This window comes from Chitinibacter sp. S2-10 (assembly GCF_046530675.1).
GTDB lineage: Bacteria > Pseudomonadota > Gammaproteobacteria > Burkholderiales > Chitinibacteraceae > Chitinibacter.
Genome location: NZ_CP172558.1, coordinates 1,849,291 through 1,870,374 on the forward strand (window position 1 = coordinate 1,849,291; position 21,084 = coordinate 1,870,374).

A 21,084-nucleotide genomic window follows, 5' to 3' on the forward strand; every position below is an offset into this window, starting at 1 on the left:
ACTCGGGTCTGCAAGCATAGCGCGTTGCCCGGAAAATTACACCTGTAGTGTCATTTCGTCTGCGGATCGACTCTCTTCATTCTGGGGTACTGAAAATCTGACAGTGTGGCGTAAATCCTCGTTAATTTGAGTTTGGTGAATTATCCTGACGCATCAATTTGTTGCTTATGGGGAGTCGGAATGAAAAAACTATTACTGCCGTTGTTGCTGGCCTCGGCATTGGCTCATGCCGAGAATGTCGTATTTGAAGACAACTTCGATAAAGATCTTAGTCAGTGGGTTGGACAAGGCGGTGAAGATAGTTCGCCCATCTTTACTTCGATCGAAGTCGATCCACTAAATGCGGATAACAAGGCCGCCCGTTTTAACAAACCGGTCAATGTCGGTGATATTTTTAGTCGCGCCAAATTCCCCGCAGGCAAATACAAAATCGTTTTCGATTATCTGGGAACATGTGGCAATAACTGCGGCGGTACTTTGGGGCTTGATGAAGGCAAACCAGGACGCAAAGAGCAGTGGATTGCCAGTACTGCTAACGGTTTCCCCAACCGCTTGAAAGACAGCAAAAAATGGGAACATTACGAAATCGAATTCAAAGGTAAGTTTGATTTCCATCTCAAATGGGAGCAATGGGATTCGGCAAGTGGCTCGGGTAAGGATGCCTATATCGATAATCTGAAGTTGATCAGCCTGGAAACTGCCAAACCAGAGGACGCCAAGTCGACCGTGATTGCGCCTGTGACAGGGGGAGCGCCAGGCGCTGTGAGCCCGCAATCGGTGATGTATTTTACTGCGTGGGGCAAGCACAACAGTAATTTCCACGTTAAAAACCTCGATACCAGTGGCGCAGCAGGCAAAATTACTGTTCTCGAATACGCATTTGGGAATGTGAAAGACAACCGCTGCGTGGTCGGTGTAGATCAGGCCGGAGTCGGTTCGGCCGGCGATGATTACTGGAATCCGGTCGCCAAAGAGGTAACGCTCGACGGCTTGGAAGATAAAGGTGATAAAGGCTTGTTTGGTCACTGGAATCAGCTCAAACAGCTCAAGAAAAAATATCCGAATCTGAAAGTCGTGATCAGTCTGGGTGGGTGGACATGGTCGAAATACTTCTCGGATGCGGCGTTGCCAGCAAATCGGGAAGCCTTTGTAAAATCCTGCGTCGATGCCTACATCAAAGGCAATGTGCCAGATAAAACCGGCAAAGTAGTGCCGGGGCTGGCAGCAGGGGTGTTCGACGGATTCGATATTGATTGGGAATATCCAGCTTCGGCGGGCAATGACGGCAATATTGTTCGCCCGGAAGATACGCAAAACTTCACCGCTCTGCTGGCTGAGTTTCGCAAGCAAATCGATGCGGTGAAGCCGGGGCTGTTGCTGACGATTGCCGCTCCTGCTGCAGCATCAAAATCGGAAAAAATCGAGCTGGATAAAATTATTCCATCGCTCAACTGGATTAATCTGATGACCTATGACTTTACCGGTCCATGGTCGGCAACAACGGGACATCATGCAACCTTGATCGGCGGTGCAAAAGACAGGGTTTCTGTCGATAGCAGCATTGATGATTATCTTGGGCGTGGCGTACCTAGCAACAAACTGGTTCTGGGGGTGCCATTTTATGGTTATGGCTGGACCGTCAATAGTCTGGAAAATAATGGCCTGTATCAACCCGCAATTGCCAAAGCCAAAGGACCTATTGAAGCGGGCACAGCACCTTATTCATACTTGAAAACATTGCCGGGTACTGTTCATCGTGACGACAAAACACGTGCAGTCTGGAAAGTGAATGGCAAGGATGTCTGGGTGTATGACGACGTGCAATTGCTGAAAGAAAAAATCGAATTTGCCAAGAAGAAAAAACTGGGTGGGATCATGGCTTGGGAATTATCGCAAGATACTGCCGATGCTGAATTGGTCGATACGATTTATAAGGGCATGATCAAGAAGTAATTGGATTGTCGATAAAAAAGCCAGCTTGCGCGAGCTGGCTTTTTTTATTTAAGGTACAAAAAAAGCTGCAACCGACGTAGCTGTGTGGCAGCTTTGGATTTGCTTGGCGCGTCCAGCAGGAATCGAACCTGCGACCTTCAGCTTCGGAAACTGACACTCTATCCAACTGAGCTATGGACGCCTTTTGAAGAGCGGTGATAATAACTGCTTCTACGGTGTGCGTCTAGCCGCCCAAAGCTTGTAGCGGCAAAGATTAGCGGTATAATTGCGCTTGATAAAAGCTACTTCGGCTCATTTTTAACGATTTCTACAAGGGATGACAGCATGGGCGGATCCAACGCAACTGCGTCTAAGAGCGTTGCTGGTATGGTGCTGGCAGCTTTGATTGGCGTGCCACTGGTTGTATATTTGCTGATTAAATTGTTTACATCGGGCATGAATACCAATTTGACCAGTTCAACAATGACCAATGAAGCGGTTGCGGCGCGTTTGCAGGCTGTTGGTACGGTTAAGGTGGTTGAAGGCGGTGATGCGCCACCGGGAGCCCGTACTGGCAAGAATGTTTATGACGGCGTGTGTATTGCCTGTCACGGCGAAGGTCTGGCCGGTTCGCCCAAATTTGGCGATGCTGCTGCATGGGGTTCACGGATTGCGCAGGGTTTTGATACCTTGAGCAAACACGCACTGAATGGTCTGAATGCAATGCCGGCCAAAGGTGGTGCGCCTGATTTGAGTGATGATGAGTTGAAACGTGCCGTGGCCTATATGGCCAATGCCGCTGGAGCGAAATTTCAGGAGCCTGCCATTGCGGTTGCTGCGGGTGCTGATGCCTCAGAGGCAAGTGCCGCAGGCAAATAAACCAACAATTTAGCCTTGATAATCTCTGGATTGAATTGAAAAACGCCGCATTTTTGCGGCGTTTTTTGTTGGGGCTTATTCCTTGTCGAGTGTCTTGCTCAGATTTCTTGGTGCATCAACATCGTTGCCACGCCTAAGAGCAATAAAGTAGCTCAGAAGCTGGAAGGCAAGGATATATAACACTGGGTTAAGGTTGGCCAGCTGAGGAGGCATCTGGATGCTGTGCAGACCTTTCAGCGTGCTTAGACTAACATCGCTCAGAATATAAATTTCACCTTGTCGTGCACGAACTTCCTGCAAATTGGCCAGCATTTTCTCCGCCATCAAATCCCAGGGCAGGCAGGCGATGACGGGTACGGTGCGATTAATCAGTGTCACCGGTCCGTGGCGAATTTCTCCTCCGGCGTAGCCTTCGGCATGAAGGTAACTGACCTCTTTCATTTTTTGTGCGGCTTCCAGTGCAATTGGATAGTGAATATTCCGCCCGATCACAAATAAATCCTCGACGCCCGCCAGAGCTTGAGCCCATTGCTGGAGTTGCTGTGTGAGCTGATTCAGGATATGGGCTGTGGCGGCGGGTAGTAAATCGAGCTCTTCACTCAGGCGTGGTAAGTTCCGTTTGCGCCCTTCGGCCAGTTTGAGCGCTAAAAAGTACAGACAGAGCAACTGGGTGGTAAATGTTCTGGTCGACGTTGCCGCCATTTCCCGCCCGGCATATTGCATGATGTGATGTTTGCATAAACGGCTAATGCTGCTCTCTATCTGGTTGCTGATGCAGAGGGTCTCCTGATGCCCCAGATGAATCGCATGCTGGAGTGCAGCAATGGTATCGGCGGTTTCGCCCGATTGCGAAATGGCAATCAGCAGGGTATGGGGTTCAACTGGTGGGTTGCGGTAACGAAATTCGCTGGCATATTCCACTTGAGTCGGGATTCCCGCAATATGCTCCAGCCAGTGTCGTGCCGTTGCGGCTGCGTGATGGCTGGAGCCGCTGGCAATAATCAGGATGCGTTGATATGGATGACTCTGGCCGATTTGTTCAAGAAAGCTGGCCAGCTGTTTATCCTGATAATGTTTAATGAGCTCCGCCAGCAAGATGGGTTGTGCGGCTATATCGGCGAGCATTTGATGAGCAAATTGCCCGGCCAGATGGGCGGGGGTTGGTTCTTTTTGGCATGGATAACCCTCGATATTGAAGCACTGGACATACTGCGGATGAATTTCTGCCAGCTCATGACTCTCTAGAACGATCAGCAATGGCGCTTGTTCACGAATCAGCTTCGCATCGGTACTGAAGAAGCAGGCTTGAGGTTGTTGCCCGATAAAAATCGGAATGCCGAGCGTCGCACAAATCAGGTGGTTCTGGTCGCGCTTCAAGACGGCAAATGCCAGATGACCTTGACACTCCTGCAACGTTAACTGAACTGCTTGTCTTAAATTTCGGTGAACCCGCTCATGCCAGTCGATCAATGCGGCAATGATTTCGCTGTCACTATTGAGCTGCAATGTGTAACCCAGAGATTCAAGTCGGCTTGCAAGTTGGCGTCTGTTTTCCAGGTGCCCCAAGACGCTGATTGCAATGGTGTCGCGATAGAGGATTGGGCTGGTGCTGTGTGGATAAAGATTAAAGCTGGTCAGAATCGCATCATGAGGAGCTTGGCGCTCAGGCAGGTGGCTGCCGTGAAAAATGTCGATGTTCTCGTCCTGGCGCCGATAGGCAAGACCGCAAAAATAACGTGGGGCATCCAGTAGCGAAGCCGCATGATTGAGTAAAGGGTTGGCATCGTGCGAGGCAATCGCACCGAGCAGAATGTTCATCAGGAATTCCGATCGCTTAGGGTGAATATCTATATCGTAGTTGCCTGTTGGCCGAGATCAAACTGCGCTTTTCTTCTGCCGATGAATCAAGCGGATTGTTGCGCTAAATTTGCAGGCGCAGATGTGAAGCCAAGGCGAAATCCGGTGCGCTGAGGTAGAATGATGCCCTTTATGTGCCGCAGCGGTAGATGCGACGCTGGGATGAATAGCAGGATTTTCAATGGCCAAAGCAGCGAAATCGAATTTACCAGAAAGTTATGAGGCAGGCGTTGCCGAGCTTGATGCGCTGATCGCGCAAATGGAAGGCGGTCAGATGCCGCTTGAAGCCAATCTGGCGGCTTATCAGCGCGGTACCGAATTGCTGCGCTTTTGCGAGGCCAAACTCGCGGCCGCCGAGCAGCAGGTCAAAATACTCGAAGCGGGCGAACTCAAAGACTTTCCTGACGCCGGAGCCTGAAATGCAGACTGAATTTCAACACTGGATGTTGCAAGTGCAGACGCAAATGGAAAACGCGCTGAGCCAATATCTGCCCGATTCGACGCACATTCCGGAGCGCCTGCACGATGCGATGCGCTATAGCGTCCTTGATGGTGGCAAGCGCGTTCGCCCGCTGCTGGTCTTTGCTGCTGGTGCGCTGGTGGATGCCGACCCGCAACGCTTGCAGGCTGCCGGTGCGGCGCTTGAAATGATTCATGCCTATTCGCTGGTGCATGACGATATGCCGGCGATGGATAACGATGTTTTGCGTCGTGGCAAACCGACGGTTCATGTGGCGTTTGGCGAAGCGACCGCCTTGCTGGCTGGTGATGCCTTGCAAAGCGCGGCGTTTGATGTGCTGACCGCAGAGCAACTGGCCGATAAACCGAGCGATCAGTTGAAAATGGTCAATATCCTCGCGCGCGCTTCGGGTAGTCTGGGCATGTGCGGCGGGCAGGGGATTGATCTCTACAGCGTCGGCGAGGCTCTGACGCTGCCCGAGCTGGAAATGATGCACATTCTGAAAACCGGCGCGCTGATTCGTGCGGCAGTCTTGCTGGGTTCTTATTGTGGCAAGCCCTTGTCGGATGAACAGCGCAATGCGCTCGATCATTACGCCAAATGCGTTGGCCTCGCGTTTCAGGTGGTTGACGATATTCTCGACTGCGAAGCCGACTCGGCGACGTTGGGCAAAACCGCCGGCAAGGATGCCGCCAATAACAAACCAACCTATGTGGCACTGCTGGGAATGAAAGGTGCCAAGGAAAAAGCGGAAGAATTGAAAACAGCGGCTTTCGATGCGCTGGCTCCATTTGGCGAAAAAGCCAAGCTGCTTCATGCCCTGGCTGGGTATATTGTTGACCGTAAATATTGATATAGCTTGCAGGTATATACCCCTGTTGGCCGGATGATTGTCCATGACTTGTCCTACGACTTATTCTTTTCTTGACCGTATCGAATGCCCAGCTGATTTGCGAGCGCTTGAGCGCAAGCATTTGCCGCAAGTGGCGCAGGAAGTGCGTCAGTTTCTGCTCGATTCGGTCAGCCGAACCGGCGGTCACTTTGCGTCCAATCTCGGTGCAGTCGAGCTGACCGTCGCTTTGCATTATGTGTTTGATACGCCGCACGACCGACTGGTGTGGGACGTAGGTCATCAAAGCTATCCGCACAAAATCCTCACCGGACGCAAAAACCGCATGCACACAATGCGGCAGAAAGGCGGTCTGGCGGGGTTTCCGAAGCGCGATGAATCCGAATACGACACCTTTGGCGTTGGTCATTCGTCGACGTCGATTGGTGCCGCGCTTGGCATGGCCGAAGCGGCCTTGCTCAAAGGCGAAAAACGCAAAGCCATTGCCGTGATCGGCGACGGTGCCATGACGGCGGGGCAGGCGATTGAAGCGCTGTTCAACGCGGGTCATCGCGATCTGACCGATTTGCTGGTGATTCTGAACGACAACGAAATGTCGATTTCGCCCAATGTCGGCGCGTTCAACAATTACCTCGCCAAGCTCTTATCGGGCAAGTTTTACAACGGCATCCGCAATGCATCAGGCAAGGTGCTCGACGTCATGCCGCCACTGAAAGAGCTGGCGAAAAAAGGCGAAGAAAGCGTCAAAGGTTTTCTAACGCCGGGCACACTGTTTGAGGAAATCGGCTTCAACTACATCGGTCCGATCGATGGTCACGACATCGAAACGCTGGTCGCGACGCTCTCGAACATCAGGGAACTCAAAGGCCCCCAATTTCTGCACGTCGTCACTAAAAAAGGCAATGGCTACAAGCTCGCCGTCGCCGATCCGGTCAAATACCATGCAGTCACGCCATTTACCCCGGCCGACGGGATGGCTGGTGGCAAATCCGGCGGCAAGCCGAGCTTTACACAGATTTTTGGCGATTGGCTGTGCGATATGGCCAAGCAGGACGACAAACTCGTCGGCATTACACCGGCGATGCGTGAAGGCAGCGGCATGGTGCGTTTTCATCAGGAATTCCCCGAGCGTTATTTTGACGTCGGCATCGCCGAACAACATGCGGTGACGTTTGCCGGCGGCCTAGCCTGCGAAGGCCTGAAACCCGTCGTCGCGATCTACTCGACTTTCCTGCAGCGTGCGTATGACCAGTTGATTCACGATGTTGCGCTGCAAAACCTCGACGTCACCTTCGCGATCGACCGCGCAGGTCTCGTTGGCGCCGACGGCCCGACACACGCCGGCAGTTTTGACCTTTCATACCTGCGCTGCATCCCGAATATTGCGATTCTGGCGCCGGGCGACGAAAACGAATGCCGCCAGATGCTCTACACCGCGTATCAACACGCAGGCCCGGCTTGTGTGCGTTATCCACGAGGTAGCGGCATGGGTGTTCAGGTCGAGGCTGGAATGAGTCTGCTGCCCTGGGGTAAAGGCGAAATCCGCCGCGTAGCCACCGAGCAAGAAGGCAAAAAAATCGCGATTCTGGCCTTTGGTACGGTGCTCGAACCCGCACTGCAAGCCGCTGAAGACCTGAACGCCACGGTCGCCAATATGCGTTTCATCAAACCACTCGACACCGCACTGGTGCTGGAATTGGCCGCAAACCATGATTTGATCGTAACGGTCGAAGACAACGCCATCATGGGCGGCGCAGGCAGCGCCGTCATTGAAACCATGATGGCCGCTGGTGTGTGCAAACCTGTGTTGCAACTGGGTCTACCCGACAGCTACGTCGAGCATGGTGAACAAAAGCAAATTTTGGCTGATTGCGGATTGAATATGGACGGAATTAAGTTTAGTGTTCAGCTGAAGTTACAAGAAGTCTGAGCGATACACCTGTCTGCTATTGAATATATCGTGCTTGAATCGTTTTGAGAGTACGTGACGCGATTGGTTTAATTGCAAAAAGAGCCGACCGGCAAGGAAAATTTTGCCTCTGTTTTTTGTTTCGAGTAGGCTTTGCGTCAACTATTTGAAAGAATTTTGCGGGCTTGATGTTTGAAATTAGGTGAAAAGCGCTATGGGAAACGGTGTTTATGGTAGTGTCAATCAGATCACTTGGGTTTCTGGGTTCTACGATTACAGCTGGCTACTTGGTACAACGAAGTGGGGTGGGGCTGTTGGATCTGGCGTGACGCTGACCTACAGTTTTGTTACAAATCCTTCGGCTATCAAGTACGACTCCTATGTGACGACCGGATTTAACGCGACACAGCAAGCTGTTGCTAAACAAGTTCAGGTAGCTTGGGCTGCCGTTGCCAATATCAAGTTTGTTCAGGTCGCAGATGGAACTTCCAGTGCTGGCGATATTCGCTGGTTGAATTCAAGCAATGCAACCCACAACCCGACCGCATATGCCTATTACCCCTCATCTAGTGAATGGGGTGGAGATATCTGGATGGGACCCAGTTCTCCTGCATATAAAACCCCGGTGGTCGGCAACTATGGCTATGCAACCTTTTTGCATGAGTTGGGTCATGCACTGGGTTTAAAGCATCCGCACGATGGTGGCACTATTGCAAATACTTTGCATGACCAACTGAAATACAGCGTCATGTCGTACCGCGATTATGCTGGCGATACTCTGAATGGGTATGACACCACTTTTTATCCAACGACTCCGATGCTGGATGATATCAAGGCCATCCAGACTTTGTATGGAAAAAACCTCAGTTATAACTATGGCAATAATGTTTATAAATGGGGCGCAACACAATCTATTTTTCAGACGATATGGGATACGGGTGGGGTTGATGCAGTTGATGCAACTAGTCAGCTGAAGTCTGTTGTGATTAATCTGAATGCAGGTACATTCAGTAATATTGGCAAATCATTTTTTAATGGAAAGACTTACGTTAATGACTGCCTTGCAATTGCTTATGATTGTACGATTGAAAATGCCTATGGTTCGGCTTACGCTGACACACTGATTGGAAACTCCGTGGGCAATACATTAACGGGCGGAGCAGGAAATGATCGTCTGCATGGCAATGCTGGGAACGATGTGCTGAATGGCGGGGCTGGTGTTGATACTCTGGTTGGTGGAGCAGGCAACGATACGTATTACCTTGATAATGTAAAAGATGTGGTGAGCGAAACCAGCACAGTTTCAACTGAGATTGATACTGTTGTTACGAGCTTCACATATACATTAGGTGCCACGCTTGAAAGGCTGACTCTTACAGGGCCTTCTGCAATTAGTGGTTATGGGAACTCTTTGGCGAATACCATTATTGGGAATGCTGCTAAAAATACCCTAAGTGGTGGTGCTGGTGCAGATGTTTTGAATGGCGCCGCTGGTGCAGATACCATGATCGGTGGCATTGGTGATGATGTCTATTATATTGATAATATTGGCGATATTGCCAAAGAAACGACTACCGATTTGGCTGAAATCGATACGGTCGTTTCCAGTGTCAGCTACACGCTAGGCGCAAATCTGGAAAAACTGACTTTATCTGGCAGTGCAGCAATCAATGGTACTGGCAATGCCCTGAATAATACTTTGACAGGCAATGCGGCCTCGAATGTATTAAACGGCGGAGCAGGTTCGGATATTCTTAATGGTGCAGCTGGTACTGATACGTTGATCGGTGGCACAGGTGCTGACACCTACTATGTCGACAATACTGGTGATCGAATCTCTGAAACCTCAGTGAGCCTGACAGAGATCGACACCGTTATTTCCAGCGTCAGTTATACCCTTGGTGCAAATCTGGAAAAATTGACTTTGTCCGGCACAGCTGCCATTAACGGTTCTGGCAACGAACTGAATAATTCGATTACTGGTAATGCCGCAGCCAATATCTTGAGTGGTGGTGCCGGTGATGATATTTTGGATGGACTTACCGGTGCGGACACCATGGTTGGAGGGGCAGGAAACGACACCTATTTTGTGGATCACGCCCAAGATATCGTTATAGAGACGACGGTCTCGCCAACTGAAATTGACACGGTTGTTTCCATGATTAGTTATGGTCTCGGCGCAAATCAGGAAAAATTGATTTTGTCCGGTACTTCGGCCATCAATGGTACGGGAAATGAACTGGATAACACCCTGAGCGGAAATGCCGCAGCGAATATTCTTGATGGTGGAGCTGGTGCTGATACGCTGATTGGTGGTTTCGGAGGCGATACTTATTATGTGGATCATATCAATGACCAGATATTGGAAACATCGGACGATCTGTCCGAAATTGACTCTGTTGTTTCCAGCGTCAGCTATACCCTTACCGCAAATTTGGAAATTCTGACCTTGTCCGGAACCGATGCAATCAATGGCACGGGAAATGATTTGAATAATACCTTGACCGGTAATTCTGCCGAGAATGTGCTGGATGGCGGGGCAGGCGCAGATGTTTTGAATGGGCAGCTCGGAGCCGATACCATGCTAGGTGGAGCAGGTGATGATATCTACTACGTAGATAACCAGCTCGATGTGGTGATCGAAAATGCGTCATCCGGTATGGATACTATCATTGCTAGCATTGATTGCACGCTGAGTGTCAATGTGGAAAATTTGGTTTTGAGTGGCAATGCCAATATTAGTGGTATTGGTAATGATGGGAATAATCAATTGGTTGGCAATTTAGCAGCCAATCAATTGAATGGCGGCCTTGGTGATGATTTGCTTATTGGCGGAGCAGGGGATGACGTGCTTTATGGCGGCGACGGGGCTGATTGTTTTGTCTTTGACTGTCTGATCGGCAGCGATACTGTGATGGACTTTGTGAGTGGATCGGATTTGATTGTGCTGGATAATTCTGCTCTGGGCGGAATCGGGAATGGCGATGCCGTGATTGACAACGGCTATACAATCGATTTCCCATATACAACCGGATACAGATCGTGGGAATTGATCATTTTCTCTGATGCCATCAATGGTGACCTCACCGAGGTTTCTGCAGCTAGCAAGATTGATGTTGTTAACCCTTTTGAAACAGGAGAGGAGCGTATTTACGTCGTCAATAATGGCGTGCAATCTGCAGTCTACCTTTTCAAGGAAGCTGACGGCAATGGCCAGATAGGAAGCGATGAATTGCATTTGCTGGGAACGCTCAATACCGCGACGACTCAGATCAGTGATTTCGCTTTTCAGGTGTGACCAGAGTCTGCTTTGTACGCATTAATGTTCAAGCCCGGCAATGCCGGGCTTGATTATTTTTTAATCCAAAAATAGATGAAAATTATTATTGGGATACTGGATAAAATCAGGATTGCATAGCCGATGTTTACCAATGGTGCCAATGGTTTTGCTAACCCCAGCAGGAGCCAAAAGCTACAAAATGTTCCAATCACTATTTTGGACGAAGTTTTAAGTTTCCAGTGAAATAGTTCTTTGCTGTTGCAAGGCCAGCGATGGTGCGATTCATGAAACTTGCATAACTTTAATAACAGAAACAAAGACAGTGCCATTGCGATGCACGTTAATAAATACATGATGGGTATCACTTATTATTTGAAACAATAGTATTTGCGTAAATTCTTCGTTACCTGCCACGTACAACTCATCCCCGCCGGAAAAGTCGCCAGATCTCCCGCATGTATTGTTACCGACTCACCACCTTTGGGTGTAACAATCACTTCACCTTCAATCAGATAACAAGTCTCTAAACAGTCATAGGTCCATGGAAAACTGGAGATGTTCTTTTCCCAGAATGGCCAATTGTGAATGCCAAGTTCAAGCTGCCTTTCGGCGCTGATGGTGCGTTCGATCTGAATGTGGAGCATGGTGCACCTATTGTTTTTGCAAATGATGCCCATAGTTTACTCGACCGCTTATCGCTGATGCGCAATTTGGACTTGTCATCACAGAATGTTTTGAAGATAATGAGAATAGTTATTAACAAGGTTCTCAATCATGATTGTCTGCGTTTGCAACAATGTCAGCGATAAAGCGATCCGCAAAGCCGTCGAGCAAGGTGGGGTGCGTACATACATCCAGCTGCAGCGCACGACGCAAACGGGGACTTGCTGCGGCAAATGTACAAGTTGTGCCAAACAGGTTTTGCACGAAGCCGTTGAGACCTATGAAGAAAAAATGCTGGCCGATTTGCAGGACTTGGCTTTTGCCTGATACTTGATTGGGTATGTTAACCCGGCCTTTATATAGTAAGCCTTACGGCGATATACCTATTGAATATGCAAAAAGCCCGGATATTGAGTCCGAGCTTTTTGTTTGGACAACGATCGGCTGAGTATAGACTTGCATCAGCTCAGCAGGTCGTGCCTACCTCGTTGCGGGTGCCGGTTTACGACGCCTGCGATTGCAGATAATTTTGAATGCCAACGGCCTTGATCAGACCGAGTTGCTGTTCCAGCCAGTGCGCATGATCGACTTCGGTGTCGTCGAGTAGCTGAACCAGCATTTCGCGCGTCACATAATCATGCTCTTTCTCGCACACTGCGATGACTTTTTTCAGCGCAGCAGCGACTTCGTATTCGGTTTGCAAATCAAATTGCAGCATTTGCGGAATATCTTTGCCGACGCGCAGTGCGGTGCGCGCGGCGACGTCGGGCGTACCCTCCAGAAACAGAATCCGCGCGATCAGCTGGGTCGCATGGCCGATTTCGTCTTGACGTTCATGGTCGATGCGCTCGAACAGTTTGCCATAGCCCCAGTTGTGGTACATCTGGCTATGGATAAAATACTGATCAACCGAGGTCAGCTCGGCGGCGAGCAGCTCGGACAATCCGGCGAGTACTTTGGCGCTTCCTTGCATGGTGTTCTCCTTAAGTGCTAAACCAAAAATTCCCACGCTTCGTTGCTTCGCCTCGCCGTAGCACTTGTACTGTCTTCGGCACAGCGCCTTGCGTGAAAATTTCTGTCCTATTGCTTGTTTCGGCTAGTCGTTAAAGGCCTGTGATTGCAGATAGTTGGCCAGACTCATTTCCTTGATCAGCGTTTGCTGCGTTTCGAGCCAGTCGACGTATTCTTCTTCCTCTTCCAGAATTTCGGTTAAGAGGTCGCGGCTGACATAATCTTGCGCGTCTTCGCTGGTTTTGACTGCATCGCGTAGGCTGGCGAGAAAACCGCTATAGAGTTTCAGATCGCAAGCGAGCATTTCTGCGACGTCTTCACCGATCAGCAATTTGCCCAGATCCTGCAAATTGGGCAGCCCTTCGAGAAATAAAATCCGCTCTATTAACTCGTCGGCACGCTTCATCGCATGAATCGACTCGTGGTAGGCCGCATCGTTGAGTTTTTTGAAACCCCAGTTCTTGTAAATCCGGGCGTGCAGAAAGGTCTGGTTAATCGCAATCAGCTCGTTGCCCAGAATGCTGTTCAGTGCCTTGATGACTTTTTTATCGCCTTGCATTGTGAAAGCTCCATGCGGGTCAATTGTTATTCGAAAGTGTACGCCTTAACGCGGATAATTCAACGCAAAAACCGGATCAACGTCGATATCAGGTCGCTAAAACAGGCGAAAATGGATTTCATCTTGAGCTTGAGTGTGTAAGCTGCAGCAAAAGATCGTAAAATCCCTGCAATCTAAATCGATGGAGCGTGCCGTGATCCCCAGTCCAGAACAGATTGCTTTTGCCAATCAGCTTGCCGAGGCCAGCGCTGCGGTGATTCGTCCTTATTATCGCAGCGGTCTGGCGATTGACGATAAATCAGATTCTAGCCCGGTCACGCAGGCCGACCGCGAGGCTGAGCTGGCGATGCGTACGCTGATTAACGCGCATCGCCCGCAAGACGGCATTATCGGCGAGGAGTTCGGCGCCGAGCGCGACGATGCCGATTGGGTCTGGGTGCTCGATCCGGTCGATGGCACCAAAGCGTTTATCACTGGCCGCCCGCTGTTTGTGACGCTGATCGGTTTGCTGTACAAGGGCACCCCGGTGCTGGGCGTGATCAATCAGCCGATTGCGAACGAGCGCTGGGTCGGCGTGGTCGGGCAGGGCTGTACGCTGAACGATCAGCCGGTTCATGTCAGCGACATTGGCGATCTGAGCCGTGCCCGCATCGGCACGACCGGCCCGCAGTATTTCAGCGACGCCGGGCGCGATGCATTCATGAATTTGCAAACAAATGGCCGTTTTACCGTTTACGGCGGCGACGGCTATCAATATGCGCTGGTGGCGACCGGCGGGCTTGATCTGGTGATCGAAGAAGGGTTGAAGCTGCACGACTTTGCTGCCGTTGCGCCAGTGGTGATTGCTGCGGGCGGTGTGATGACCGACTGGCAGGGCAAAGCCTTGACTCGCGAGAGCTGCGGCCGGGTCATTGCTGCAGCTACCCCCACCCTGTATCAGGCTGCATATCAAGCATTACATAATCTCTGAGAGTATACCCATGAAGCCATTGATTACGGTTGCCGAGCTGAAAAGCCTTTTGCATACACCCGAGCTGTTGTTGGTCGATTGCCGCCATGATCTGACCGATGTCGATGCAGGTCGTGCGGCTTATCTGCAAAGCCATTTGCCTGGTGCCCGTTTTATGCATCTGGACGAAGATTTGTCGGCACCCAAAAATGGCCGTAATGGGCGTCATCCCTTACCCAATGCCGCAACTTTGGCGCTCAAGCTGGGCGCACTGGGAATCAGCAAAAACAGCCATGTGGTCGCTTATGATGCCAGCGGCGGCGCTTTTGCTGCCCGGCTGTGGTGGCTGCTGCGCTGGCTGGGCGCCGATCAGGTTCAGGTGCTTGATGGCGGCTGGCAGGCCTGGCTGGCGAGTGAGGGCGAGCTGGTCAATGGCATACCGGCGATTACGCCGGTGATTTTCGATGCCACGCCGGACGATGCCCGCCATGTGAGCGTGGACGATGTGCTCGCCAATCTGACGACGCCGCAATTTCAGCTGGTCGATGCGCGTTCGCCCGAGCGTTTTGTTGGCATTGGCGAGACGCTTGATCCGGTCGGCGGCCATATTCCCGACGCCGCCAACCGTTTTTTCATGCACAACCTGCAAGATGGTCACTTCAAACCGGCTGAAGTATTACGCGAAGAATGGCAGGTCTTGCTTGGGGATATGGTGCCAAATGATGTCGTGCATCAATGCGGCAGCGGTGTGACGGCCTGCCATAATCTGCTCGCACTTGAAGTCGCCGGACTGAGTGGCGGGCGTTTGTATCCCGGCTCATGGAGCGAGTGGTGCAGCGATCCGGGTCGGCCAGTGGCCGTGTAAACATCGATGCAAACGGAATGTCGCGATGGTTTAGATCATGGCTTGCAGCTGGCCTCTGGTCTTGCAAAGGCACTCCGCCTATAACTCAACAGAGCGGGCGAGAATGAATGCAAATCTGGAGGTGTTTATGCTGCGTATCTGTGGATGGATAGGCGCGCTATTATTATCCACGGCTGCTTTCGCCGAGGAAACGCTAAGGGTTGGTTATTTTGATTTGCCGCCGCATGCCCAATTCGTACAAGGCCAGCATAGCGGTGCGGCACTGGCGTATTTTGATTTGATCGCCAAGCAGATGGGCGTCAATAAAGTGATTTATACCCAGTTACCTTTGTCGCGCTTATTGAAAGATCAAAAAATCGACCTCATTCTTTATCTGGGTAAAACGCCGGAGCGGGAAAAACAACTGCGCTTTAGTCGTCAGGCTTGGCTCAAGATGCAGGGAACGCTCACGGTGAAGTCGGCTGGTGCCATCCAGCGCATTCAATCCAAAGACGATCTGGCCGGATTGAGCATTGGCGTCTGGCAAGATGGCTATCGCTCGCCATTGATCATGCAATCGCAAGCGCATCTTGATCTGATGGCTGGTGATGAGGTGGTTCGGCGCAGCTTGCAAAAAGTGGTACTGGGTCGAATGGACGGTTTTTACAGCCCAGAGGCGAGCTCGGTGCAGCAGGAAATGCGGCGTCTGGGGCTGAACGAGCAATTGCGCGTCCTTAATTTGCCCGAACCGGCTGTGGCGCTTTGTGCGGCATTTCGTCCTGCAGCGGTACAGTATTTGCCACGGTACGAGCAGGCATTGGAAAAACTCTCCCGGACACTGCCGTATTCCGAATTTCTCAGAACCCGGCCTCGTTGACTCTATTGCCTTGATTGAGCGCATTTGAGCTTTATTGACATGCAGATTCAAGCGGCTTAGCTGAAATTTGATGTGAAGCAGACTGCGCATGTAAATATGCGGCTGCTTGGTCAATTATTGATCCGCACCAAGTTTTTTTTCGGCTGATTTAGCCTAAAATGCCGCTCCTTTTCAGTTTCATCCAGGACGCGACATGTCTGCTGCCAACACTTTCACGATCAACGACACCTCTGCTAACCCCGCGCCACTTGGCTTGATGGGCTTTGGCATGACGACCGTGCTGCTTAATTTGCACAATATCGGCCTGTTTGAACTCAACGCAATGATTCTGGCGATGGGCATTTTTTATGGCGGGATTGCGCAAGTGATCGCTGGCGTGCTGGAGTCGAAGAAAAATAATACTTTCGGCATGACGGCATTTACTTCGTATGGGCTGTTCTGGCTGTCGCTGGCCGCTTTGATCGTGATGCCAACCATGGGTATTGCCGTGAAAGCCACAGCAGGCGCGATGTCTGCGTATTTACTGATGTGGGGTATTTTTACTGCCCTGATGTTTGTCGCTACCTTGCGAATGAATCGCGTCACGCAAATCATTTTTGGCTCGCTGACGGTGCTGTTTTTTCTGCTCGCTTACGGTGACTACACCGAAAATCACCTAATTACCCGGATTGCTGGCTTTGAAGGTGTGGCTTGCGGTGCCGTGGCGATTTATTCGGCGATGGCGCAAGTCATCAATGAAGTGTATGGCCGTGAAGTATTGCCTATGGGAGGCTCGGCGCACTAGGCTCTGTTGAGGTTTGGTTTGCGAGTCGCGTTTGTGCTGGTTTTGGCCTGAAACAAGGCGCAAAGCCTGATGCATAGTCATTCTACGTGAAGGTTTTGCAACGCAGTGTCAGGCCAAAAACAGCCAAACCCTCCGGGCTGGGCGCTTTTTGTGACGACTCTGCGTTATTGCCTGCTCACATAGAATGACTATGTATCGCAGCCAATGCCTTGATTCGCCACAAAAATCGCTCCAGCGCGACCGTAAACCAAACATCAACAGAGCCTAGAAATCACCAAAATAAAAAAAGCCACCCGAAGTGAACTGCCCCCCAAAAGTTGGACACCCGTCCATATTTTTGGGGTGTTTTTATGTCCAAGTACACGACGCAATTCAAGCTTTCCGTGGTTCAGCAATATTTGGCAGGGCAAACAGGTCTCAAAACCATCGCCAAGCAACATGCCATTGAATCAGGCATATTTCGTCGGTGGGTGATGGCATTTCGCCAGCATGGCGAATCAGGCTTAGCCCCCAAACGCAGTCATTACGATGCTGTATTTAAGCTCTCCGCGCTCCAGCACATGTTGGAAAATCATCTTTCCCAAGAAGAAACTGCCGCTTATTTTGATATCCGTAGCCCTGCTTGTTTAGGCCAATGGGCTGCGCAGTATCGCGCAGGCGGGATTGCTGCCCTTGAACCTGCCCCCAAAGGTCGAAAGAAATCTGCCATGCCCGTTGCTGAAAATAACACCACGCCCACTCCGATTGATGATGAAGCTCGCAGCCGTGAAGAACTCATTGCAGAAATCAAGCGACTGCGACTGGAGAATGCCTACATAAAAAAGTGCAATGCCTTAGTTCAAGCCAAAACCCAGTCGGCGCAGCAGAAAAGGCGCAAATAGTGCTTGAATTAAGGTCGCAGTTTCCATTGGCTGATTTGTTGCAATACGCCGGGTTGCCGCGCAGCACCTTCTATTACCAAAGGGAGGCACTTGCGATCAACGATCAATATCAAGCGGTAAAAACGCAGATTAAAACCCTGTTTGCTGAGCATCAAGGGCGCTATGGCTATCGGCGAATCATGCTGGCGCTGAGAAAAAAAGGTCACTGGCTGAATCACAAAACGGTACAGCGCTTAATGCAGGAGCTGGGTCTAAAGTCACTGGTACGGCCAAAGAAATACCGTTCTTACCAAGGTGAATGTGGCAAAGTCGCGCCGAATCTCTTGCAGCGACAATTTAGTGCCGAGAAACCGAATCAGAAGTGGGTGACGGACGTGACTGAATTTAATGTGCGGGGAGAAAAGCTTTATCTGTCGCCGGTACTGGATTTATACAATGGCGAAATCATCGCCTTTGAAATGGCGCGTCGCCCAGTGTTTGCGCTGGTGAGTCACATGCTCAAGCAAGCCATCGCCAAACTGGGGGCGGATGAAAAACCGCTCTTGCATTCAGATCAAGGCTGGCAATATCAAATGGCCGCGTATCGGCAGCAATTGATCGAAAAAGGGATGGTGCAAAGTATGTCGAGAAAAGGCAATTGCCACGACAATGCCACGATGGAAAGCTTCTTTGGGGCATTGAAGTCCGAGTTCTTCCATCTGAAGAAATTTGCCAGCCTTGAACAACTAGAGCAAGGTATCGTGGATTACATCCATTACTACAACCACGAGCGAATCAAGCTGAAATTAAAAGGGCTGAGTCCTGTGCAATACAGAACTCAGCCCTTGAATGCCTAGCTTTTAAACTGTCCAACTAATTGGGGTCAGTTCAAACTCGGTGAACTTCAAATTGATGGCAAACTCACTCGCGAAGCGAGGCGCCCCTCTAGGAGGGGGCGGGAGGGGTGGGAATAAAACATAAAGGCTGCGAATTCAAAGCTTTGTTTCCTGGGCTCGGCTTTGCCGAGACTTGAAAAATGTCGTAACCCACTTTGTCTGCAGCCTGAAGTCCACCGAAATTCGGTGGGCTTTTTTGTTAATTGAGCCGTTTCCAGTTTCGGGTTTCATGATTGAAAAACCCCGAGTCCCGGTAGACTTTTTCAATGACGCCTTTTTCGCGCAATTTTTCCAGTCCAATATTCAATTGCTTGGCGAGCAGCGCACCGTTCGGATCGGCTCTGGAAACAAAGAAATGACGGCTACCCTGCAAGCCGACTTTGACATTCGGAATCGGTACCAGCTTTTTTCCACTCACGTCGAGCGATAAATCCGGCGTAGACTGAAATGGCGCCAGCAGTACGTCGGCGCGTTTTTTGAATAACATACCGACCATCGAATCCCAGCTCTGCGTTTTGAGCAGCTTGGTAAATTTGAGGCTTTCCAGCGTGGCAACATCGGGTTTCCAGCTATCGGCCACGACGGCCGTCAGTTGTTGCAGCTCGGGCAAGGTTTTGGTCGCCATGGCTTTCTGATTGTCCGGCGTGGTGTAAAGACCGGCTTCAAATTCGCCCTGGCGAATCACCGGCTGGGCGACAAAAACTTTGTCACCCAGCGGTTTCAGATCAATCAGCCAGGCGCTATTACCACCCATCGTAGCGCTACCAGTCGTAATTTCCTTGATATAGCGGTTATATGAATCACTGCTGTTATCCACTTTGACAATCTTGATCGGCAGCTCATTGCCACCGGCTTTGAGCGCCTGCTGTACCAGCACCAGCTCGGCGACGTCACGGCGCGAACCGGCTCCACCGTATTGCGTCAGCGTCAGCGGGTCGCGCTGACCGATGAATTTCTGGTAATCGTTAAACACATCCTGCTGAGTCAGAATGGTGATGACTTTTTCGGCAGCAAGGCCGGGGGCGGATAGCAGACCCAGAGTGGCCAACAGGGCTAATCGTAGAACGGGGCGCATGGGAAACATAGGAACTCCTCAAATTGCACTGGTTGCTGACAACATCAACAAAAGCTAATCATGGCAAGCTGCGCGAAAAATGGCAATTGCAGATAAGCCATGCAGCACGCGCTGTGCCTAAATAGTCGCGGTTTGCAGCGCAGGAAGGCGATATAATTGCGCCCATCAAATCGCTGGATTGATCCATGTCGCAACACGTCATCGCCCCGCCACAATCAGGCGTCAGCCCGCTCGCCTGGTATCGCTCGCTGCAATCGCAAGATGGATTTATCGCCGATGAATCGCAGGCGGCCGCCATCGCCGAGCTGGAAAAACTGTGGCAGGCGCTGGTCGTTTTCAAGCACAAACGCAACCGGCTGTTCGGCAAAACGCTGCTGCCGATGCCGGATCTGCCGCGTGGCCTGTATTTCTGGGGCGGGGTCGGGCGCGGTAAAAGCTTTCTGATGGATGCGTTTTACGCCGGCTTGCCGTATAAACGCAAAAAACGGCTGCATTTTCACCACTTTATGCAGGAAGTGCACCGCGAATTGCGCGCCCAGCAGGGCAGTGACGATCCGCTGGCCAAAGTCGCCGACAAATGGGCCAAGGCCGTGCGTGTGCTGTGTTTTGACGAATTTCATGTCTCCGACATCGCCGACGCGATGATTCTGGGCCGCCTGATGGAGCAATTGTTCAATCGCGGTGTGGTGCTGGTAACGACATCCAATTACGCGCCGGACGGGCTGTACCCCAATGGCCTGCAGCGCGCCAACTTCCTGCCGACGATTGAATTGCTCAAAGCCAAGCTTGACGTGCTCAATGTCGACGGCGGACAGGATTTCCGCCTGCGCACGCTCACCGCAGCGCGCACTTATCTGCAGCCGAATAATGAAGCCACGATGGCCGAAATGGCCGAGCTGTTTAGCAAAATGGCGACCGGCAACGATCAGGATACGCACGTCATGATCGAAGGGCGCAAGGTCAAAGCGCGTCGCCGCGCCGGTGGCGCAATCTGGTTCGACTTTGCCGTGCTGTGCGGCGATGGCCGTGGTCAGGCCGATTATCTGGCGCTGGCGCAGGAATATCACAGCGTTTTCCTCTCCGGCCTGCCCAAGCTCAAACCCGAGCAAAGCAATCTGGCGCGCCGCTTCACCTGGCTGGTTGACGTGTTTTACGATCACCGCGTCAAACTGATTATCGCCGCCGACGTGCCGGTGGAAGAGGTGTATGTCTCCGGCCTGCAAGCCAGCGAATTTTTCCGCACCGCCAGCCGCCTGACCGAGATGCAATCGAAAGAATACCTAGCGCTGGCGCACCAGAGCGTCGAGCAGGAACAGGCGGGATTGATCGAAACCTGATCTGCAAGGCTGGGCGGTGTTTTCTATGATGGTCTGATGATGTAGACGCTCCTGATCCGGGG

General features: G+C 51.2%; 18 protein-coding genes and 1 tRNA gene. 13 read left to right on the forward strand and 6 right to left on the reverse strand.

Features of this window, described 5'->3' with window-relative positions; translation table 11 throughout:
- Window positions 1-180 precede the first annotated feature (180 nt).
- On the forward strand, window positions 181-1,953 hold the full coding sequence (locus ACG2XO_RS08825; RefSeq protein ID WP_410497611.1) for a glycoside hydrolase family 18 protein: 1,773 nt from the start codon (window positions 181-183) through the stop codon (window positions 1,951-1,953).
- A gap of 104 nt (window positions 1,954-2,057) precedes the next feature.
- Here the strand turns inward: ACG2XO_RS08825 and ACG2XO_RS08830 are convergent.
- Window positions 2,058-2,134, reverse strand: a tRNA-Arg gene (locus ACG2XO_RS08830).
- Between the two features lie 143 nt (window positions 2,135-2,277).
- Here ACG2XO_RS08830 and ACG2XO_RS08835 point away from each other — a divergent pair.
- Window positions 2,278-2,811: a c-type cytochrome gene (locus ACG2XO_RS08835; RefSeq protein WP_410497612.1), complete on the forward strand. Its 534-nt coding sequence runs from the start codon at window positions 2,278-2,280 to the stop codon at window positions 2,809-2,811.
- A gap of 75 nt (window positions 2,812-2,886) precedes the next feature.
- Here the strand turns inward: ACG2XO_RS08835 and glmS are convergent, their stop codons facing one another.
- Window positions 2,887-4,629: a glutamine--fructose-6-phosphate transaminase (isomerizing) gene (glmS, locus tag ACG2XO_RS08840; RefSeq protein ID WP_410497613.1), complete on the reverse strand. Its 1,743-nt coding sequence runs from the start codon at window positions 4,627-4,629 to the stop codon at window positions 2,887-2,889.
- 220 nt (window positions 4,630-4,849) lie between these two features.
- Here glmS and ACG2XO_RS08845 point away from each other — a divergent pair, with 220 nt between their 5' ends.
- The 4 genes from ACG2XO_RS08845 (at window position 4,850) to ACG2XO_RS08860 (ending at window position 11,185) form a co-directional block, all read left to right on the forward strand.
- Entirely contained in the window at window positions 4,850-5,086 is a 237-nt protein-coding gene (locus tag ACG2XO_RS08845; protein ID WP_410497614.1) for an exodeoxyribonuclease VII small subunit, read from the forward strand.
- Window position 5,087: 1 nt separating this feature from the next.
- Complete coding sequence (locus ACG2XO_RS08850; RefSeq protein WP_410497615.1) at window positions 5,088-5,981, forward strand: polyprenyl synthetase family protein; 894 nt, start codon at window positions 5,088-5,090, stop codon at window positions 5,979-5,981.
- Window positions 5,982-6,024: 43 nt separating this feature from the next.
- Complete coding sequence (dxs, locus tag ACG2XO_RS08855; RefSeq protein WP_410497616.1) at window positions 6,025-7,908, forward strand: 1-deoxy-D-xylulose-5-phosphate synthase; 1,884 nt, start codon at window positions 6,025-6,027, stop codon at window positions 7,906-7,908.
- Between the two features lie 193 nt (window positions 7,909-8,101).
- Complete coding sequence (locus tag ACG2XO_RS08860) at window positions 8,102-11,185, forward strand: M10 family metallopeptidase C-terminal domain-containing protein (RefSeq protein ID WP_410497617.1); 3,084 nt, start codon at window positions 8,102-8,104, stop codon at window positions 11,183-11,185.
- A 350-nt stretch (window positions 11,186-11,535) separates the two neighbouring features.
- Here ACG2XO_RS08860 and ACG2XO_RS08865 read toward each other — a convergent pair whose 3' ends face one another.
- The gene (locus ACG2XO_RS08865) at window positions 11,536-11,811 is read right to left on the reverse strand and encodes a cupin domain-containing protein (protein WP_410497618.1); all 276 of its coding nucleotides are present in this window, start codon (window positions 11,809-11,811) and stop codon (window positions 11,536-11,538) included.
- Between the two features lie 130 nt (window positions 11,812-11,941).
- Between ACG2XO_RS08865 and ACG2XO_RS08870 the strand changes: the two genes are divergently transcribed.
- Window positions 11,942-12,157 carry a bacterioferritin-associated ferredoxin gene (locus tag ACG2XO_RS08870; protein WP_410497619.1) on the forward strand — a complete coding sequence of 72 codons (216 nt, stop codon included), beginning with the start codon at window positions 11,942-11,944 and terminating at the stop codon, window positions 12,155-12,157.
- A gap of 175 nt (window positions 12,158-12,332) precedes the next feature.
- Here ACG2XO_RS08870 and bfr (ACG2XO_RS08875) read toward each other — a convergent pair whose 3' ends face one another.
- Both bfr (ACG2XO_RS08875) and bfr (ACG2XO_RS08880) read right to left on the reverse strand, forming a co-directional pair.
- Window positions 12,333-12,803, reverse strand: coding sequence for a bacterioferritin (gene bfr, locus ACG2XO_RS08875; RefSeq protein WP_410497620.1), 471 nt, complete (start codon window positions 12,801-12,803; stop codon window positions 12,333-12,335).
- Window positions 12,804-12,926: 123 nt separating this feature from the next.
- Entirely contained in the window at window positions 12,927-13,400 is a 474-nt protein-coding gene (gene bfr / locus ACG2XO_RS08880) for a bacterioferritin (RefSeq protein ID WP_410497621.1), read from the reverse strand.
- Between the two features lie 193 nt (window positions 13,401-13,593).
- Between bfr (ACG2XO_RS08880) and hisN the strand changes: the two genes are divergently transcribed.
- The 5 genes from hisN (at window position 13,594) to ACG2XO_RS08905 (ending at window position 18,571) form a co-directional block, all read left to right on the forward strand.
- Window positions 13,594-14,370, forward strand: a complete 777-nt coding sequence (gene hisN / locus ACG2XO_RS08885) for a histidinol-phosphatase (RefSeq protein ID WP_410497622.1) — start codon at window positions 13,594-13,596, stop codon at window positions 14,368-14,370.
- Window positions 14,371-14,380: 10 nt separating this feature from the next.
- On the forward strand, window positions 14,381-15,214 hold the full coding sequence (locus tag ACG2XO_RS08890; protein WP_410497623.1) for a sulfurtransferase: 834 nt from the start codon (window positions 14,381-14,383) through the stop codon (window positions 15,212-15,214).
- A gap of 127 nt (window positions 15,215-15,341) precedes the next feature.
- Window positions 15,342-16,070 (forward strand): substrate-binding periplasmic protein, encoded by a 729-nt coding sequence (locus tag ACG2XO_RS08895; protein ID WP_410497624.1) that lies wholly within the window; start codon window positions 15,342-15,344, stop codon window positions 16,068-16,070.
- Window positions 16,071-16,263: 193 nt separating this feature from the next.
- Window positions 16,264-16,854 carry an acetate uptake transporter gene (locus tag ACG2XO_RS08900; protein ID WP_410497625.1) on the forward strand — a complete coding sequence of 197 codons (591 nt, stop codon included), beginning with the start codon at window positions 16,264-16,266 and terminating at the stop codon, window positions 16,852-16,854.
- Window positions 16,855-17,204: 350 nt separating this feature from the next.
- Window positions 17,205-18,571 (forward strand): IS3 family transposase gene (locus ACG2XO_RS08905; RefSeq protein ID WP_410500248.1). Its coding sequence is split into 2 segments (ribosomal slippage): window positions 17,205-17,679 and window positions 17,679-18,571, totalling 1,368 coding nucleotides; the frame shifts between segments, so codons are not numbered across the junction.
- 238 nt (window positions 18,572-18,809) lie between these two features.
- Here the strand turns inward: ACG2XO_RS08905 and ACG2XO_RS08910 are convergent.
- Entirely contained in the window at window positions 18,810-19,685 is an 876-nt protein-coding gene (locus ACG2XO_RS08910) for a hypothetical protein (RefSeq protein ID WP_410497626.1), read from the reverse strand.
- A gap of 185 nt (window positions 19,686-19,870) precedes the next feature.
- On the opposite strand from ACG2XO_RS08910, the gene zapE reads away from it, so the two are divergent.
- A complete protein-coding gene (gene zapE, locus ACG2XO_RS08915; protein ID WP_410497627.1) occupies window positions 19,871-21,022 on the forward strand; it encodes a cell division protein ZapE in 1,152 nt (383 codons plus the stop codon).
- The last annotated feature ends 62 nt before the right edge of the window (window positions 21,023-21,084 follow it).